Here is a 19,569-nt window from a genome sequence, read left to right as displayed (position 1 = left end):
TTCTACTACTCTATTCTGTTTGATAAATTTATGAATCTCTTGGCTAAATCAGTCAAACCTTTAAAATTCTTTTTCTCAATCATGTCCTTATTAATAATATTACTTCCAATACCTACTGCAATAACACCATTTTTTAAATAGTCTTGAATATTGCCCACATCTACTCCGCCTGTTGCGATCATCTTCACATCAGATAATGGTGCTTTAATTTCCTTTAAATAGTTTAGACCAAGTTCACCCATTGGAAATAATTTAACTGCTTTTGCTCCCGCTTTTATTGCTTTCATTATTTCCGTGGGGGTCATCACACCGGGAAATATTTCTATCCCTTCCCTGCAAGCCAGCTCGACAACCTCCTCATCTAAATTAGGAGTTACAATATATTGAGCACCTGCATCAATCGCCGAGGAAGCCATTTCTATATTTAATACTGTTCCGGCACCAATAAAAACATCGTCATGCTTAAAGTGGTCCCGCCATTCTTTAATAATCTCTAATGCTCCCTTTGTATTCATCGTAACCTCTATAAAGCGAATGCCTCCTTCAACTAGCGCTTCAGCTATTGGGATGCTGTCCTTTTGATTGATCCCTCTTATAATGACAATTATTTTCTCTTTTTCTAACCTTTTTATTATATTTACTGAATGCTCTACCATTCTGCTACACTACCATCTTGATGACGCCAAACAGGATTTTTCCAATCATGTCCTACTTCTGCCATTTTCCGAACAAACTGCTCATCGATCTCAATTCCAAGACCCGGGCCTTGTGGAATAGCAACATTGCCTTCGCTATATGAAAATACGGAAGCATCCTTTAAATAATCGAGTAAATCATTTCCTTGATTATAATGAATTCCTAAGCTTTGCTCTTGAATAACCGCATTATGTGCTGTGGCATCTACTTGTAAACAGGCTGCTAATGCAATAGGGCCAAGTGGACAATGTGGGGCAACGGCCACATCATAGGCTTCTGCCATAGAAAAGATTTTCTTGCATTCTGTTATTCCACCTGCATGTGAAAGATCTGGTTGAATAATATCTACATATCCATCATGGAATAACGTCTTGAAGTCCCAACGTGAAAACATCCTTTCACCTGTTGCGATTGGAATATTTGTAGAACTAGCAATTTCTTTAAGTGCTTCATTATTTTCAGGCAGTACCGGTTCTTCAATAAACATTGGACGAAAAGGCTCTAATTCTTTTGCCAATATTTTTGCCATTGGTTTATGTACTCGACCATGAAAATCAATTCCAATCCCTAAATAATCGCCAGCAGCTTCACGTACAGCTGCTATTCTTTCAATGGCCTCGTCAATTTTTTGATAGGAATCAATATATTGCAATTCCTCTGTACCATTCATTTTTACAGCTGTAAAACCATTTTCAACAGCTGCTTTTGCAGCCAATCCAACATCAACTGGTCTATCCCCTCCTATCCACGAATAGACTCGAATTGATTCCCGACAAGCTCCTCCCAGTAGTTGATATATAGGAGTTTGCAGAAACTTGCCTTTAATATCCCAAAGAGCCTGATCAATTCCTGCTATTGCACTCATAAGGATTGGACCGCCACGGTAAAATCCTGATCTATACATGACATTCCAATGATCTTCTATTCGCAGGGGGTCTTTCCCGATCAAATAGGCCATTAATTCTTCAACACACGTTTTAACCGTAGCCGCTCTTCCTTCAACGATCGGTTCACCCCAACCTACAATCCCTTCATCCGTTTCGACCTTAAGAAAGAGCCATCTCGGAGGTACTTGAAATAGTTCAAAACTAGTAATCTTCATCTTTTTTCCCCTTTAATCTCAAAGTGTAAAAGAAGAGACGACGACCGAAGCCACTGCCTCCTCTTTATGTAATCTTAGTTAACTTGTAGTTGATCTCATCTAAGCGCTTGGTTTCCGTTGGTGCACCAGCAGTCCATTTTCCTCGGGAGCTCGAGTTTTCCTATATCAATAAAGTTTCTAAATTAAGAAAACCAGTATAAGTATTTAACTTAATAAAATCTTACTCAACTGTAACTTTTTCTTTCTTTGCAAATTCCTGCATATTTTCCCTATAATGCATCCAAATATTTCTCATTGGTGCTTTCCAATCATTCTTTACATCTACATGATTAATTCTGAAAAATGTAGCGTAGCGGATATTTGGTGAAATATTAGGCCCGATGCCATGTGCTAGTTGGTAATGGCATAAAATGATGTCACCTGCTTTTCCTTTTATCTGGATAGGTTCTGGCATATGTATAGGAGGCATACCTTCCAATAATGCTTCAGGACCATGTTCCATAAAATATTGTTCATATTGACGGTGGGTACCTGGCCATACCGTAAAATTACCTGAATCTTCTTCCGGTAAATCACTTAACAATATTCCAACTAATGCAGTGAAATTTTGGATTGTCCCTTCAGGTACACCATTATTTGGTGAATACATTCCATCGATATGTGGGCTTGCTGGAGGAATCGGATCCTCCATTCTTGGAAAGCGCAAAGCAATCTGTGCACCGTTGATCGGATAGGTATATTCCAAGTCAATAACTGAATTTACAAGATCATATACCGGAGTCTTATTGAAAAGGTCAGAGATGACAGAAGTATATTGAATCTCAGGACAATATGATTGAGAACGTAAAATTGCCAGCTTCTCCTTATTCATACCTTCTTCACCAAGCGAGTGGTTAATCGCTTTTTTTACTTCATCCAACATAACTTGCGGAATCACACCTGGAATTACGACAAAACCATTATCAAATAACTCTTTCCTTTGATTATAGGATAACTTCATTTCCCTCACCCCACTTTGTTGTTTGCGCTTTCATTATAGTATAAGCCATAAACTACCGCAATAAAAATTCATCCAATTCAAAAAAGTGAAAACAGAACTTTCTTATTTTTAGTTATTTTTGTTTTTGTCTACCGCCAGATGTCCTGATCCGATAAGTCCTGCGGAATCTCCAAGACTACCAATTGTCACGTTGGGAAGCTCATTATTAGAATAGTGTTTATGGAAGACTTCTCGTATCGGTTCTAAAATAAACTTGCCAGCTGCTGCAGCCCCGCCTCCAATGATAATAACTTCTGGATTTAATAAAAATGTAGCTGTCAAAAGTTTATATGCTAGCGTCTTACCTACATAATCAAATATCCTAAGTGCTGCTTCATCATTTTGTAAACAAGCTAAATATACATCCTTCGAACTGATTGTGCCGTTGGTCAATGTTAAAACGGTTTGTTCTCCAGATTCAATTGCCTCATTCGCTAATCTGCTAATCCCACTTGCAGATGCAATGGTTTCGAGACAGCCTATTTTTCCACAATTACATAGATATGTTGCTTCTGGGACTGGGTCATGTCCTAGTTCTCCAGCATAAAAGTCCGATCCCGTTACCATTTGGCCGTTTATCATCACTCCTGCAGCCATTCCCGTCCCCAAAGTTAAACAAATTAAATTTTGTGATCCCTTACCGCTCCCAGCTAATGCTTCTCCTCTCGTATAAACACGAACATCATTGTCAATAAAAACTGGGACTCCTAATCTCGTTTCCATTTCAGACGCAAAAGGAACATTTTCATATCCTAAATTGACGGCCCTAATGACGGTTCCTGTATTTGGATTCACTTTACCCGGAACTCCCATGCCCACACATTGAATATTATTTTCGTATCCAGTTTTTTCAATAAGTTTACCAATCTCACTTGTTATTAAATCAAAAAATTCTTTCGGATTACTCGTTTTTGCTGGAAAGTCGGGCTTTAATGTTGGAATGCTCACTTTTTCAAGTAATTTCAAATCTTGATTAAATATTCCTATTACTGTATTCGTCCCACCTATATCTACTCCTATGATTCCTTTTTCCATACCCTCGCCCCTTTTCATAAAGTTTAATCCTTCTTATTAAAAAGAATTTTATCATGCCACTGTACTTATGGGCAATTTTACTTCTCTTGATATTTAAATAGGTATGAACGAAAAACTTTACCATAAGATACAAAAAAGACTACAAAAAAAGGACTGATTGAAAAATTGAAAACAATTATTTTTATTGGTTGCAACCAAACTGGGACAAGTAAAGAAGCTTTAACAATCGCAAAAGAAATGGGCTTTTTTATTGTATTACTTACAAACAGAAAAAGTATTGATTTCCAAGATGTTGATCACATGATCTTTATGAAGGATTTATTTAATGAAGAGATGGTTTTATGTGAAATTGGAAGATTAGAAAAACTAGGTAAAAGTTTACACGCATGCTTAAGCTTTATTGACCCATATGTCTCATATGCCGCAAATCTGTCTAGGAAACTAGGTTTATCTCAACTATCTGTAGATTCTCTTGCTATAATGGAAAATAAAATTTCGTTTCGAGAAAAACTTAAAAGTCTTCCATCATCTCCTGCCTATACTTTAATAAACGAATATGATCCACAAGAAATAATCAGCAAGATCCCCTTTCCCATCATCTTAAAAAACCCATACTCTAACGGATCCAAAGATGTCTTCCTTATTAATAGTATGAATAAATTAAAAGAAAGAATTCATATTCTACAAAAAAAATATGGCCCCATTCCTATTTTAGTAGAAGAATACTTATATGGACGACAGTTTTTAATTGAAATCATGGTTTATAACAATGATTTATCTATAGTAGCCGTCATTGAGCAAGAATTAGCTACCAACGATAAATTTATCATTGTTGGATACCATTATCCTGCAGAATTAACAAAAGAGGAAAATAAAACATTACTTGAGTCCACAGAAAGCATTATTAAGCAAATTGGTTTGACAAATGGCTCTTGCCACATAGAAATGAAATATACACATAGCGAGTGGAAACTTATAGAGATTAATCCAAGAATGTCTGGAGGATTTATGAATCGAGTCATTGAAGAAGGAACAGGAATAAATTTAATAAAAGAAATTATTAAATTGAATATGGATAATCCTCCTTCTCTTGTACATTCAAAAAAAGAATATGTATATGCAAAATATTTAACTGTACAAGCAAATGGGACTCTTCTAAAGGTAATTGGTACGGATAAAGCCCTCCAATATATTGGAGTAAAGCATATCCAAATAAAGGCTAATGAAGGAGAAATCTTAACAACACCAAATTCAATGGGAAGTCGGTATGCCTGCGTGATTGCAGTCGGGAGTTCAAATAAGGATGCCAAAAAAAACGCTTTGAATGCTGCAAAAGAAATTAAATTTTATTTGGAGCCACTATAATTTCTTCTTATGAAAATGGGTACATAAGCCAAGTCTATATTCCGATTTCTTTCACACCATCCCATTCTCCTTCAATATTATAATACAAAGGACTATTTGTAAGGAGATGAATCTAATTTGCCTAGTAAAAATAATGTGAAGCATAGTATTTGTAATGTACTTTTGGATTTAAAAAATATGCAGGACTTATTAACAGAATCCTCATCTAAATTCTTAAGCAAAACACTTTCAGATTTAGTAGGTGTAGATACCATCCCTTTCATAATGTATACAAATGGTGATTTGTTTAAACGAATGGGAAGGGATAAAACAAATAATGATGAAACATTTATAACAAGTTATTTTCGTATCGAGTCAATCGATCAAGAAAACAGCCGAACCCACGTTTCCTTACTGCGTCCATTAAATATTCATGGCGAGGATACGCAATTAATGAGTGACCTTATCATGTTAAAAAAAACAGCTGCATCTACCGACATTGATTTATCGCAAATAAATGGTATTCAACCATTAGATATAGATTATTTAAAAAGAAAAATTATCATTGAACCTAAATGGTAGAAAACCCATTTCACCTTAACTTGTTAGGGTGATTTTTTTAATTCTGGCATTAATAACAGCAAAACTAAACGTCTGTCAGTTTCAAATGAAAATGTAAATGAATCTAATATACAAGGAATTTAGAATTGAAAAAGGAGATTATTAAATGACAGTGATAGGAATGTTACATCATCGGGGAGACCCCAAAACGGTTATCAAGTCATATGCCTACGCTGCAGTGGCAAAAGCAGAAGGAGCAAAGTTTTACTATTTTTCACCAGGGAAAGTTAACTTTACTAATAGAACGATTAAAGGACAAGTGTACGAAGATGGGAAGTGGATTGAACGGATTATGCCTTTCCCAGATGTTATATACAATGCGGGAAGTCCAGAAAAACTAGCAAAATCAAAACAAATTATCCAAAAGTTAAAGGAAAACATACCTTTTACAACTCAATCGATTGGGAACAAGTGGAATGTACAAGAAAGATTAAAAGAAGCAAAAGCATTTGCTAATTATCTCATTCCATCCGAAATCATAAAATCAGCTGAAAGCTTTTTCAAATTTACCGCAGCGTTTGAAAAAGTAGTATTTAAGCCTATTGATGGAAGAAAAGGAAAAGGAATTCTATTCATTACGAAAAAAACGAATGGTTTCCATGTGCAGACAGATTCAAATAGTAAATTTTATACAACTCAACAATTAAATAATCTCATAAAAGAAAAAGTTAAAACTAACACTTATATTTTGCAACCATATATATCATCAGTCACTAAGTCTGGGCAAGTATTTGATTTTAGGCTACACGTTCAAAAGAATGGAGAGGGGAAATGGGTAATCACAACCATTTATCCACGAATAGCTCCGATGGGATCCATTATCGCAAATATCAATAATGGAGGATACACGAATTACTTAGACCCATTTTTGGAACAAGAATTTAATGAAGAGGCTTACAATATAAGGCGAACTCTTGAACATTTCTCCCTATCTCTCGCCCAGCATTTAGATGAACTTCAAATGGCACTATATGATGAAGTTATTGATGAAATTGGAATTGATGTTGGTTTAGATAAAAATCAAAAAATATGGATTTACGAAGTGAATTGGCGCCCTGGCTGTCCACCAGCTTTTTACTTAGAGCTAGACGTAGTGATGAACACAATTCGATATGCAATGTACCTAGCAAAAAATCAAAATGCAATTAAAGCACAAATAAGGCAATTAAAAAGGAAAAAGGATGAAGAAAAAATGAAAATTCCTATAATCGCCATTACTGGCAGCGCTGGAAAAACGACATCAAAAGCTTTCCTAGCATCAATATTATCAAAAAAATGGAATGTATTTGAATCGAAGGATTATTGGAATACAACAGAGCATACGAAAAAGCATGCAGATGAAATAAAATCCTCCTCGTATGAAGCAGTAGTTTTAGAGTATGGTATGGCTTACCCAGGAGTTATTACTGAGCATTGTAGAATCATTAAGCCAAATATTAGTATCGTAACAAATATCGGCTTGGCACATGTAGGAAACTTTAATAGTGATATAAGAGGAGTCGCACACGCTAAATCAGAATTAATCCACGGTATGGATCAGCATGGGATATTAGTAGTGAATAAAGATGACGCAAATTCCAGATATTTAGAGACTCAAAGATTCAAAGGGAAAATCCTTACTGTCGGGATTAAATCGGCAGCTAACTATAGAGCATATGATGTAAACTATGCAAAAGAAGGCATGCGATTTAAGATAAAACTAAAAGGGCAAGTATTGCAGCTCTTTATTCCTATTTTAGGAGAACACCATGTCTATAACGCTCTTAATGCAATTGCCGTTGCTGACCACCTAGGATTCTCACCAATGGATATAAAAGCAGGCTTGCTCTTTAAAAAGCCACCAAGAAGGTTGACAATTTATAATTGTAAAAACAATATTACCGTAATTGATGATACTGTCCATTCTCATCCACAAGGTGTCCGGGCTGCAATTGATGTTCTTTCTAATATTGGAAAGCGAAGAAACATTGCTATTATCGGACAAATGAGGGAGTTAGGTGATTTAAGGGAAGCAGAGTATCGCAAAGTAGGAGATTATGTAACGAGCAAGAAGATAGACTATTTAATCACATATGGCTTTAGAACTGAGGAAATAGGCAACCAGGCGAAAGCAAAAGGGTTTCCTCCTCAAAATGTGTATCATTTTACGGATAAAGACAAATTACACGACCTACTGTTAAAAATCGTTAGGCAAGACGATACAATTTTAGTAAAAGGAGCTAGCAAAACAAACATGTTTGAAACGGTTAAGTTTTTAGATCAAACATATGGGTGATTGGAGAAAAGCATAAATGAGGACACCATAATGAAATGGTGTCCTTTAGATTACTCTCTTTCCTCTTTTAAATGAAATGTAATTTCACCTGCTGCCTTTTTTGCATTTCTTTTTGCCTCTTCCTTATTACTTCCTGTAGCGATCACATATGCATACCGATGTCCTAAAGACAATGGAGGCGTTAGTTTAGTACCTTTTTTCGGCTTGATATATACTTCCACAACTCCGGTCGATTTCTGTGCTCTTCCCCGCCCTGTTACTTTTTCTAAAATACCTTTTTTCGTTACGATCACATATTGTGTATATACATGTTTTTTTTCCCTTGGCTCCACCGAAGGAGTTTCTCCCAAAAATAATTTGAGTGTCTCTTCTACTAGACTAAACCCGTATGCAGCCATGATCATATTGTTCATTGCGCCACCTGATATTCTCGGATTGATTTCAATCAACTTCAATCCATTTCCCGTACTTCGTAGTTCAAGATGAAGGACTCCATTTTTAATGTTAAACTTCGAAATAATTGAATTTAGCACTCTTTCTATCCCTGCTTTTAAATAAATGGGAACATCGACTAGTACTCCATATCCCATTATGATAAATCTTCGCCCCCTAATAATATCCTGTTCGATAATTCCTGCAATCATGACGTTGTTATTATGAACTATTACTTCAACTAAGTACTGTTTTCCTTCAATATATTCTTCAACAATCATCACTTCCCCAGGATTTTTCACTTGCAAGTTTATTGTCTCTCTTTTCAAATCCTCCTTATTTGCTGCGTAGATTACATCTTTTGAACCCGTAGATTTAGGAAACTTAATAATTACAGGAAAAGCCACTTTCTTACTTACTGCATCAATAGATTCGCCAGGCTTAATGATAAAAAACTTCGGTGTATAAGAGTAATTTTCTAAAAAAGATCTCGTTTCTTCCTTGTTTTCCATTATCTTTATAGCCCTTGATGATGAATAATTTTTACAAAATTCGTCGCAAAGAAGGGAAGCGATATGAACAGTAGAATCTAAAAAACTTGCAATTGTATGAATTTCATATCCTTTATGCTTCAATTTATTTATTTCATTTTTCATTTGAAAATAACTGCCTGTATCAACAAAAACCATTTCATGAACATCAGTATATTCTTTCCTTTGCTGAATTTGCTTCTCATTTTTCGTAAAAAGTACGGTAAAGTATCCTAATCTTTCTGCAGCCTTAATAGCTTCCCTACTTGAACCAGATTTATTTGTACCAATAAAGATGATTGTTCTCAAACTGCCCACTCCCTAAGTATGCTTCAATAATAATGAACTCGATATATATTTATGAATCCAACCATTTTATGTATGGTTACCTATCATAAGAGGATAATTAATATGCAAATTAGTCATTTTAAGCATTTATTAAGAGAAAAAATTACGAAGGATATTCATACAAGCAAGTACAGGAATGAATCATATTATAGTTAACATGAAAGGAGTGTAAATACCAAAATGAAACCCCTTGCGGTCGGTCAAATTAGAACTATCCTTTCTGGGAAATTGCTTCACGGGTCAGACGAAGTAATCGTTCTTCATGGTGCCTATCGGCTTAAACAAATTAATAAGAAACATACCATTTATTTTTCTAATAAACGGATTGTCGATTTCAATCGTCTGAAAGATTTTTTTCCTTTAATAGTTGTAACAAATTCGAAGCTAGGGAAAAAAATACAGTTAGAAGGCATTACAGTAATTGAAGTAGATGACGTAGATAAGGCATATTGGAAATTTGTTCATTTCTATCGCAATCTCTTTAAATTGCCTGTTATCGCAATTACTGGAACTTCAGGAAAAACAACCACGAAAGAAATGATTAAACATATACTATCCTTTGATAAAAAAATCACAGGAACGGGTATGACAAGTAATTCCCGTACCGCTCATTTACAATATCTTTTAAGTATTGATGATGATACAGAAGCCGCTGTATTTGAAACAGCTGTCGGCTCTCCAGGTGATGTATTGAATGCTTGCAATTACTTTAAGCCTTCAATCGGAATCATTACAAATATTGGCGCACATCATTTAGATAAATGCAAATCTCCGGAAGGATATATAAAGGCAAAAGGTGAAATGGCTGCTGCACTTGATCAAAATGGTGTGTTAATACTTAATGAAGAAGATGAAAATAGCAAAAAAATAGATTTGAAAAATTTCCAAGGTCGAATAATCAAAGTTGGAAAAGGAGATCCAAGTCATTATAAAGCTGATAATATTAAATATAGTACAGATGGAATGGAATTTACGTTGGTATATAAACAACATGAATATCCAATATTTGTCCCTGGATTTGGAGACCACCAAGTATATAATGCTCTTTTCGCCATAGCTGCAGTCAATGAAGTTGGGATTGATCCTTCAAAAGCGGCTCACTATCTTCAATCATTTCGCAAATTTAATAAGCAGCTTCAAATATTGGATGGATTAAACGGTTCTACCATAATAGATGATACTTGGAGCATTACTACCACTTCATTGGAAGCTGCCTTAAAAGTATTAGATAAAATTGGAAAAGGGAAAAAAAAGATAGCTATAATTGGAACAATTACCGATGTAGGATCTTGGGGGTTTGTTATTCATGAGCAAGCTGGTGAAATAGTAACAAATCATAACATCGATGTACTGATTACAATAGGAATGCATGCAAAAATTATAGGAGACCATGCTATAAAATGTGGTTTTAAGTCAAAGGTTTTTTCATTTAATAATAGTATCTTAGTATTAAATCTATTAAGAAAAATTGTAGATAAAAATACAATCATACTCATTAAAGGCGATATGTATAGTCAAACAATTATAGAACTTGCGGGTAAAATAAGGGTTAAGCAAACTGCCAAACATGGAGCTTCCACTATGGACAAACACAAGGATGAATAACTATACCCCTTATATAATTAGACTCTCAGTGCTTATGCTGAGAGTTTCTTAAATTATCGTCTCGTTCTATTTGCCAAAATATCCAAGAAATTAATCGTGCAGCCGAATAGCTTATTATATGAAAGTGTAAGGAGCTGAAAACGTTGAATGCCAGTAGAGGAAGGTTAGGTGTATATAATATATTGCATTCTGAAAAAGCTTTAAGAGATCATCTATTTGAAACAGATCTCCTCTCGCAAAATTCATTATTCACGTATTTGAAAAAATATACATCCGTTGAAATTAGACCATCCTTTGGCCCTGGAACAATAACGATACAAAGAGAAAAAAATACATTTTCAATACATTCCCTGTCATATATTAATAAAGATTTGTCGAAAGAAGAGATGTATGAATACTTAAAATCAAATACGATGGACCAAAAATATTATATTATCCAGCCTAAAAAACTATCAGCATATTTCTTCCGAAGTCCTTTTCAATATTATGTAACAATCCATCGTGAGTCCGCAGATTCAGATTGGCGATATATTTCAAAAACAGAAAAGTACAGATCTCTATTTGGAAGCTTTTTCAATTTATATTTTCTCCGAAAAATTGAACATCTTTCCTTACTTACTGCTAAAAAGCTAGGGAAGTATTTCCCGGACTGCCATACTTTCGTTGTTGAAATTTTATACGATTTAAAAGGGAAAGTATGGATTCGCGATGTAATATTCCATTATTCAATAAGCAAATGGAACCAGCATAATGTACTTTCTATGATTCAAACCCCTCATCCTCTCATCCCAGCAACTGATGTATTAACTCGAGCTACATTTTACGATTATTTAAAAGAATTCAAGCAAGTAATCTTAAAACCGTGTAATGGTCAAGAAGGAAAAGGAATTGTTAAAGTTACCTCCACCAATCATATATTATTTGAAATCCACAGCGGACGGAATAAATTAATGAAGGATTCCATTGAAGAAACATATGAATATTTACAGCATCATTTTTTTCAATACAAATACTATTTAATTCAAGAAAAATTATCACTAGCAACGATTAATGAATGTCCTTTTGATGTCAGAGTAATAGCTCAAAAGGTTGATTCAGAATGGAAAATCACAGGGAAAATCGTAAAAGTTGCAGCAATAGATTATTTTATTACTAATGCAGCGAGTATGCTGTTGCCATTAAATGAAGCAATCGACGAATCTAGTATTCCGCATATACCTTCTTACGAAATTGAAAAAAAAATAGACGAAATCTGTATCAGCGCTTCAAAACGTCTGGAAATAAACAACAAAGAAATTTCAATTATAGGATTTGATATCGCTATAACAGATCAAGGAAAGATATTGATTATTGAAGGAAACTTTGTTCCAGATTTATCAATGTTTTATAGACTTGAAGACAAAACCATGTATAGAAATATATATAAAAATAAACAGAAATAAAGAGGCGATTGTATGAGATTTGCAATGAGCAAATGGGATCAACATGTATTGCTAACTCAAAATCCACTTACTGCCGACAAAGTTCCGAAAACAGTATTATACAGTAAACAAAATCTTATTAATTTCATTAAGAAATACGGTAATGTTTTTGTAAAACATGATACTAGCGGTCAAGGAAGAGCCATATTTAAGATTTATAAAAATAAGAATGGTGACTATTGCATTAATGGTTATACAATTCAAGGGAAGTCATTAAAAAGATGTATTGCAAATTTAAATGAACTTCACTCAGTATTGCACCCATTTGCGAAATTCAAGAGAGAGAGTGGTAGATATATCATTCAAGAAGAGATTCAAAGTACCACACTCAATAATGAACCATTTTGTATAAGAGTCCATGTTCAAAATATTAAAGGTCAATGGATTGTCGGCGGCATGTTCGGAAAAATAGGGAAAAACATTGCAGCAAGAAACGGAATTGTCAACTCATATCGTGATGCCCAAGTAATGACAGTTGATGAATTGTTAATCGATTATTGGAATATGGATGAGGATGGAAAAAACCAAACCATCGACCGTTTGCAGCAAGATGCCCTTTCAGTTGCTAACCTATTTGCATCCATTTACCCAAGAAGGGAATATGGAATCGATTTTGGTTTAACCAAAAATGGAAAACCGATGATTTTTGAAGTAAACACGACTCCTGGAATCGACACTTTTGCTGGTATTGCCGATAATAGCATTTGGAAACAAATCGTGGAGAATCGTAAACGTGCCAAATGAGAATAGCGCTCAATTTTTCATAATACCTATACCGCATTAAAGAAGTTTTCATAGTATATTTTGTAGAAAGGAGGAGTATTTTTGCAACCTCTGTTAGTAAAAAATATACGCAAGTTACTCCAAGGGGAATTAATTTGTGGCTCAGAAAATTGGAAGGTGAGCAACGCAATTTATTATAACCGACATGACCTTACTAGGAGACACACTTTGATGTTTCTGAATAGGAATGACAGTGTAAACTGGAATGAAATAAATAAAAAATCACCTTCCTTAGTGATTTCCGACAAAACTGCTTCGGAATTAAAAAAAGCACTCCCAGGAACAACTGTCATTCAAGTCAGAAGCCTTGTCCAGTCGTATTGGAAATTCCTTGATTATTATCGTAACCTATTTAATATTCCAGTCATTACAATAACAGGCACGTGTGGAAAAACGACGACTAAAGATATGATTAGACATATGTTAAGTAAGAAACTTAATGTTCAAGCTTCTGAAAGTAGCAAAAATGAACCACGCCGCTCCCTCCCTTATTTAACAGGGATAGACAATACAACTGAAGCAGCTGTTTTTGAACACGGGTTAGGAAATTCGGGGAATATTAAACATCAGTGTATGATTTACCAGCCAACCATTGGAATCATTACAACAATTGGAGTCCATCATTTGGACGGTACGAAAAGTCCAGAAGGATATATTAGAGCAAAAGCAGAGATCGTAGATGGGATCAGAAAAGGTGGTACATTGATTTTAAATGCAGATGATGAAAATATAAAAAAAATATCATTACAATCCTTCAAAGGAAAGATTCTTTATTTCGGCCGTAGTATAAAATCGGATTTCCGTGCCTCCCAGATAAATTATGGACATAATGGGATGAATTTTGTTCTTCATCATGAAAAAAAATCATATAAAGCATTTGTCCCTGGATTTGGAGAACATCAAGTATTCAATGCGCTTGCCGCACTCGCTGCCATAAGTGAAGTGGGGATGAATCTTGAAGAAGCTATCGAGCGTTTAGCTACATTTAAGAATATGACTAGGCACTTGGAGTTCTCAAAAGGTTATGGTGGAAGTACCATTATCGATGATACTTGGACGAATAATCCCACATCCGTGGAAGCAGCTTTAAAAGTTCTTGACGAAATTGGTAAAGGGAAAAATGTTATTCTACTACTAGGTGATATTAATAGATTAGGAACTTATGAAAAAAAGTATCATCGGGAGATTGGCAGTAGCATTGCAAATAGAAAGGTTCACACTTTAATTACAATTGGAAGAAAAGCAGAAGAAATTGCAAGACAAGTTATTCGTGAAAAGCCAAATGCGAATGTCTATATGTTTAAAGACATTCGAGGAGTAAAAGAAGTGGTAACCCCGATACTTAATAGTGATGCTATTCTTCTAATTAAAGGTCCGATGTCAAGCAGATCAATGATTGATTTTGCAAATAGTTTAAAACGTGGAAATTAAATAAAGAAGCATTTGTTGAATAACAACAAATGCTTCTTTATTTTAAAGTGCACGGCGTGCAGTTACATAATTTTTAACAGCCCATGTAGAGCTCAAACTATCTTTTACAACTTGTCCATTCGTTGATAACGCAATGTATTGGTTGCCGCCAATATAAATACCAGTTTGTGTAACAGTTGTCCTTTTATTATTAGTTGAAAAGTAAATAAGATCGCCTTTTTGCAGATTTGCTTTTTGAACTGCTTTTCCAACCTGGGCTTGTTGACTAGCTAATTTACTTTTTAGATCTATCCCAAATTGTTTAAATACATAGTACGTAAACCCTGCACCGGTAAATGTTAATGTATTTTCGTTGTAACTATAACCGAATTTAGCTTTTCCTATAAGACTCGAAGCGAAATTTACAATCTTATCAGCTTGAGCAGTATTAACGGTTTGCGAAGGAGTTACTGTTTGTGAAGGAGACACCACTTTTTCAGTGAAAACACGTTTTGCTGTAATATAATGAGTCTTGTAATAATCTACGAAAAGAACTCTAGTCTGAATTCCAGAAGAACTCGGTATAATGATGCGATGGTCGCCTGCGTAAATTGCGATCATACTTGGATTTTTCGAACCAGGTACACTATTAAAGAAAACTAAATCACCTTTCTTTAAATTTGCTTTTGATACTGTAGTTCCTTTATTCATTAGTTGCTTAATGTCTGTTGTTCCAAGATTTACGCCATTATTTTTATAAACATAATTTACAAACCCTGGGCCAGTAAATCTCTTTGTCTGTTCATTATTTGTGCTGCCCATTGTTACCTTGTTTATTAAATTAAATGATTGTGAAACGATATTATCCCCTTTTGTTGCTGGATTTGCAGATAATAAACTTGGCAGTACTCTTCTTGCGGATACATAATTTTCAGTATAATACGGTTTGCTATTTAAATCTGAAATAACTATGTTTTGAGTAGGATCTGCCATATGAATAATTTTATTGTCACCAATATACATCCCTACGTGATCTGGGTCCGTACCCGTCTTTTTACTTTTGAAGAAAACAAGATCGCCTTTTTCTAATTGACTTCTTGGTACGTAGTATCCCTGCTGCAGCATATAATCCTCATTGTATGTAGCAAGGTCTACACCATTTTGTTTAAATACATAATCTAAGAACGTCGCACATGAGAATTTATATGGATAAGTAGATTTATATTCTTTTGTACTATAAGTGGCTTTACCTATTAAACTTTTGGCTGTTTTGATCAATTGATTTGCCTTTGCTTCTACTGCTGATTGGTTATTAAAAGTGTTTACAGTTGCAGCTGACACAGTATCTGGTTGTATTGTTGGTAATGCCAATGTGCTGAATCCTAGTGTGAGCGTTAAAGTAGTCGAAATCAATGCTTTTTTCATAAGTAGCCTCCTGCTGTTCTTTAATTTCCCTTGCAAAATGAATTCTATCATATCAAGCGATTGTAAATAGTGGAAAAACCTTACAACAGCTTGTATAATAGTCCCTCAGCCCTAGTGACTATTGACTTTCAAAGATATCTTTACAGTTTAGTAACGGCTGTTACTAAAAATTAATAATCAATATAATAAATCTTCAAAGCCTCTATTCTATTGACTTTGAAGATTTATTGCATTTTATTGCTTATTGAAAAAAATTTTTCATTATTTAATACCGGGCTTGTCCATTATTTTGTTAAGGGATATTAAGCAACAGTTTAAGGCTAACAAAACCGGCTCCCAAATGGAGAGCCGGTTTTGCTTTTATAACTTTAATTCTCCCATGCGCAAGAGTTCCACGACAGCTTGGGATCGGCCCTTTACTCCGAGCTTTTGCATGGCGTTGGATATATGGTTTCGAACTGTTTTTTCACTAATAAATAAGTCTTTTGCTATCTCTTTAGTCGTTTTATCTTGAACTAACAGTTCGAAGACTTCTCTTTCTCTTTTTGTAAGCAGCGGTTTGTGTGTGAATTCATTCTCCTTCAACTATTGTAACCCTCCTTGCCTTCGCCAGCTTTAAACCGCGGGGATGGGTATTTTTTGATTGTCACCATATCATATGTGAAGCAAATAATGTGAGTGACATCATGAAGGCAAGAAATAGCGAAATAGGCGAAAAAAACATCCATTTTTTATAGAAAACATAATGGACGTCCGAAGTATTGTAAACATACAGGTGATTAATCATGTTTTTCATTTATTCATGCCTATTCCATATAATGCAAATGTTATGATGTGGTGCTGAAAAATAAACAAGGATCACCCTAAAAAGGGTAATCCCAAATATTTTAATCTACCATATGATCGCTTCCAAAGAAGTTCTTAAACATTTGAATGTTAGTAGCACGGTTCATAGCCGCAATGGATGTAGTAAGAGGAATTCCCTTTGGACAAACTTCCACACAGTTTTGTGAATTCCCACATTGGGATATGCCACCTTCGTCCATTAACGCCTCAAGTCGTTCGTCTTTATTCATTGCTCCTGTCGGATGAGCATTATATAAACGGACGAGAGAAAGAAATGCAGGTCCGATAAAGTTTGTTTTGCTATTTACATTCGGACATGCCTCCAAACAAACTCCGCATGTCATACACTTTGATAATTCGTATGCCCACTGACGTCTCCGTTCAGGCATCCTTGGTCCAGGACCAAGATCATACGTCCCGTCAATCGGAATCCATGCTTTAATTCTCTTCAATGAATCAAACATCCTGCTTCGATCAATGACAAGGTCACGTACAACAGGAAATGTATTCATCGGTGCTAAACGAATCGGTTGCTCAAGCTTATCAATAAGTGCTGTACATGATTGGCGTGGCTGACCATTGATCACCATGGAGCAAGCTCCGCATACCTCTTCCAAACAGTTCATGTCCCAAGTAACGGGAGATGTTTTTTTCCCATCCGCATTGACTGGATTTCGTCTTATCTCCATTAATGCCGATATTACATTCATATTTGGTCGATAATCCAATACAAATTTTTCCTCATAAGGTTGTGATTCAGGATTATCTTGACGAGTTATGATAAAAGTGACTTTTTTATTTTCACTCATCATTATTTCACTTCTTTCTGTTTTGAATAGTCGCGTTTACGAGGTTTAATGAGAGAAACATCCACATCCTCATAGCTAAATTCAGGAGTATTTGTACTTGCATTGTATTTTGCCATTGTTGTCTTAAGAAATTCTTCATCATTACGCTCTGGATAGTCAGGTTTGTAATGTGCTCCTCGACTTTCGTTACGGTTTAATGCACCAATCGTAATGACACGGGAAAGTTGAAGCATATTCCAAAGTTGCCTTGTAAACAGTGCCCCTTGATTGCTCCAATTAGTTGTATCGTTAATATTAATATTTTTCCATCGTTCCATTAATTCAAGAATTTTATTGTCTGTTTCTTGCAATTTATCGTTGTAGCGAACAACTGTAACATTGTTGGTCATCCATTCTCCTAGCTCTTTATGAAGGACGTAAGCATTTTCTGTACCATTCATGGACAAAATATTTGCATACTTTTCTTGCTCGTGTTTAGCTGCACCTTCATATAAAGAAGATGAAAAAGCATCAGAGCTTTTTTCCAACCCTTTAATATACTTAACCGCTTCCGGACCAGCTACCATTCCACCATATACTGCTGATAACAGGGAATTAGCACCGAGACGGTTTGCTCCGTGTTGTGAATAATCACATTCTCCTGCAGCAAATAAACCTTCAATATTCGTATGTTGCTCATAATCCACCCAAAGACCACCCATTGAATAGTGAACGGCAGGGAAAATTTTCATCGGTACTTTATGTGGATCTTCTCCAGTAAATTTCTCATATATTTCAATAATACCACCGAGCTTTACATCTAATTCGTGTGAATCTTTATGAGAAAGGTCAAGATATACCATGTTTTCGCCATTAATTCCAAGCTTCATATCTACGCAGACATGGAAAATTTCTCGTGTTGCAATATCACGAGGAACAAGGTTACCATATGCAGGATACTTTTCTTCTAAGAAATACCATGGCTTACCGTCTTTATATGTCCAAATTCGTCCACCTTCACCACGTGCAGACTCACTCATTAAACGAAGCTTATCATCACCAGGGATTGCGGTTGGATGAATTTGTATAAATTCAGCATTTGCATATGCAGCTCCTTGCTGGTATACAATAGATGCCGCTGAACCTGTATTGATCACAGAGTTTGTTGATTTACCAAAAATAATTCCAGGTCCTCCTGTTGCCATAATAACAGCATCTGCAGGGAAAGATTGGATTTCCATTGAAGTCATGTTTTGAGCAACAATACCACGACAAATTCCTGCGTCGTCTTGAATAATTCCCAAAAAGTCCCAGCCTTCATATTTATTTACGAGGCCTGCAACTTCATGGCGCCTAACCTGCTCGTCCAACGCATATAACAATTGCTGGCCAGTTGTTGCCCCAGCAAATGCCGTACGATGATGCTGAGTCCCACCGAAACGACGGAAATCCAGCAAACCTTCTGGTGTTCGGTTAAACATGACACCCATTCTATCGAATAAGTTAATGATCCCAGGAGCTGCTTCACACATTGCTTTAACAGGAGGTTGGTTGGCTAAAAAGTCTCCGCCATAAACCGTATCATCAAAATGGATTAACGGAGAGTCCCCTTCTCCTTTTGTATTTACTGCACCATTAATTCCACCCTGTGCACATACTGAGTGAGATCGTTTTACTGGTACAAGTGAGAATAAATCTACTTGACTTCCTTCTTCTGCTATTTTTATAGTTGCCATCAAGCCGGCTAATCCACCACCGACCACGATGATCTTTCCATTACTCATCTTATGACTCACTCCTTCTCACCAT

The 19,569-nt window shown here is 35.4% G+C and carries 16 protein-coding genes; 7 read left to right on the top strand and 9 right to left on the bottom strand.

Annotation, left to right across the window (positions count from 1 at the left end):
- Positions 1–5: 5 nt before the first annotated feature.
- The 4 genes from KHA96_RS01290 to KHA96_RS01275 all read right to left on the bottom strand — a co-directional run bounded on the left by KHA96_RS01290 (position 6) and on the right by KHA96_RS01275 (position 3,872).
- Positions 6–656 (bottom strand): bifunctional 4-hydroxy-2-oxoglutarate aldolase/2-dehydro-3-deoxy-phosphogluconate aldolase, encoded by a 651-nt coding sequence (locus tag KHA96_RS01290; RefSeq protein WP_213127491.1) that lies wholly within the window; start codon positions 654–656, stop codon positions 6–8.
- Positions 650–1,798 (bottom strand): galactonate dehydratase, encoded by a 1,149-nt coding sequence (dgoD, locus tag KHA96_RS01285; RefSeq protein ID WP_213127490.1) that lies wholly within the window; start codon positions 1,796–1,798, stop codon positions 650–652. The genes KHA96_RS01290 and dgoD overlap by 7 nt, the downstream gene beginning before the upstream one ends.
- A 220-nt stretch (positions 1,799–2,018) precedes the next feature.
- Entirely contained in the window at positions 2,019–2,798 is a 780-nt protein-coding gene (locus KHA96_RS01280; RefSeq protein ID WP_213127489.1) for a phytanoyl-CoA dioxygenase family protein, read from the bottom strand.
- A 108-nt stretch (positions 2,799–2,906) separates the two neighbouring features.
- On the bottom strand, positions 2,907–3,872 hold the full coding sequence (locus KHA96_RS01275) for an ROK family protein (RefSeq protein WP_213127488.1): 966 nt from the start codon (positions 3,870–3,872) through the stop codon (positions 2,907–2,909).
- 165 nt (positions 3,873–4,037) lie between these two features.
- Here KHA96_RS01275 and KHA96_RS01270 point away from each other — a divergent pair, with 165 nt between their 5' ends.
- The 3 genes from KHA96_RS01270 (at position 4,038) to KHA96_RS01260 (ending at position 8,112) form a co-directional block, all read left to right on the top strand.
- Complete coding sequence (locus KHA96_RS01270) at positions 4,038–5,237, top strand: ATP-grasp domain-containing protein (protein ID WP_213127487.1); 1,200 nt, start codon at positions 4,038–4,040, stop codon at positions 5,235–5,237.
- A gap of 117 nt (positions 5,238–5,354) precedes the next feature.
- On the top strand, positions 5,355–5,798 hold the full coding sequence (locus tag KHA96_RS01265) for a CotY/CotZ family spore coat protein (protein ID WP_213127486.1): 444 nt from the start codon (positions 5,355–5,357) through the stop codon (positions 5,796–5,798).
- Positions 5,799–5,943: 145 nt separating this feature from the next.
- Positions 5,944–8,112, top strand: coding sequence for a YheC/YheD family protein (locus KHA96_RS01260; RefSeq protein ID WP_213127485.1), 2,169 nt, complete (start codon positions 5,944–5,946; stop codon positions 8,110–8,112).
- A 50-nt stretch (positions 8,113–8,162) separates the two neighbouring features.
- Here KHA96_RS01260 and KHA96_RS01255 read toward each other — a convergent pair whose 3' ends face one another.
- The gene (locus tag KHA96_RS01255) at positions 8,163–9,383 is read right to left on the bottom strand and encodes an ATP-grasp domain-containing protein (protein ID WP_249315203.1); all 1,221 of its coding nucleotides are present in this window, start codon (positions 9,381–9,383) and stop codon (positions 8,163–8,165) included.
- 219 nt (positions 9,384–9,602) lie between these two features.
- Between KHA96_RS01255 and KHA96_RS01250 the strand changes: the two genes are divergently transcribed.
- The 4 genes from KHA96_RS01250 (at position 9,603) to KHA96_RS01235 (ending at position 14,722) form a co-directional block, all read left to right on the top strand.
- Complete coding sequence (locus KHA96_RS01250; RefSeq protein WP_213127483.1) at positions 9,603–11,027, top strand: Mur ligase family protein; 1,425 nt, start codon at positions 9,603–9,605, stop codon at positions 11,025–11,027.
- Between the two features lie 143 nt (positions 11,028–11,170).
- Positions 11,171–12,469 (top strand): YheC/YheD family protein, encoded by a 1,299-nt coding sequence (locus KHA96_RS01245; protein ID WP_213127482.1) that lies wholly within the window; start codon positions 11,171–11,173, stop codon positions 12,467–12,469.
- Positions 12,470–12,481: 12 nt separating this feature from the next.
- Positions 12,482–13,252: a YheC/YheD family protein gene (locus KHA96_RS01240; RefSeq protein WP_213127481.1), complete on the top strand. Its 771-nt coding sequence runs from the start codon at positions 12,482–12,484 to the stop codon at positions 13,250–13,252.
- 210 nt (positions 13,253–13,462) lie between these two features.
- Positions 13,463–14,722 (top strand): Mur ligase family protein, encoded by a 1,260-nt coding sequence (locus KHA96_RS01235; RefSeq protein WP_249315201.1) that lies wholly within the window; start codon positions 13,463–13,465, stop codon positions 14,720–14,722.
- 42 nt (positions 14,723–14,764) lie between these two features.
- Here the strand turns inward: KHA96_RS01235 and KHA96_RS01230 are convergent, their stop codons facing one another.
- The 4 genes from KHA96_RS01230 to sdhA form a co-directional block, all read right to left on the bottom strand.
- Positions 14,765–16,126 carry a C40 family peptidase gene (locus KHA96_RS01230; protein ID WP_213127479.1) on the bottom strand — a complete coding sequence of 454 codons (1,362 nt, stop codon included), beginning with the start codon at positions 16,124–16,126 and terminating at the stop codon, positions 14,765–14,767.
- Between the two features lie 360 nt (positions 16,127–16,486).
- Positions 16,487–16,711, bottom strand: coding sequence for a helix-turn-helix domain-containing protein (locus tag KHA96_RS01225; protein WP_213097590.1), 225 nt, complete (start codon positions 16,709–16,711; stop codon positions 16,487–16,489).
- 302 nt (positions 16,712–17,013) lie between these two features.
- The gene (gene sdhB, locus KHA96_RS01220) at positions 17,014–17,781 is read right to left on the bottom strand and encodes a succinate dehydrogenase iron-sulfur subunit (RefSeq protein WP_213127478.1); all 768 of its coding nucleotides are present in this window, start codon (positions 17,779–17,781) and stop codon (positions 17,014–17,016) included.
- A 2-nt stretch (positions 17,782–17,783) separates the two neighbouring features.
- On the bottom strand, positions 17,784–19,544 hold the full coding sequence (sdhA, locus tag KHA96_RS01215) for a succinate dehydrogenase flavoprotein subunit (protein WP_213127477.1): 1,761 nt from the start codon (positions 19,542–19,544) through the stop codon (positions 17,784–17,786).
- Between the last annotated feature and the right edge of the window lie 25 nt (positions 19,545–19,569).

This window comes from Bacillus sp. FJAT-49711 (assembly GCF_018343715.1).
Lineage (GTDB): Bacteria > Bacillota > Bacilli > Bacillales > Bacillaceae_C > Lederbergia.
The sequence above is the reverse complement of the archived record's forward strand: the minus strand, read 5'-3'. Positions and strand labels throughout refer to the sequence as shown.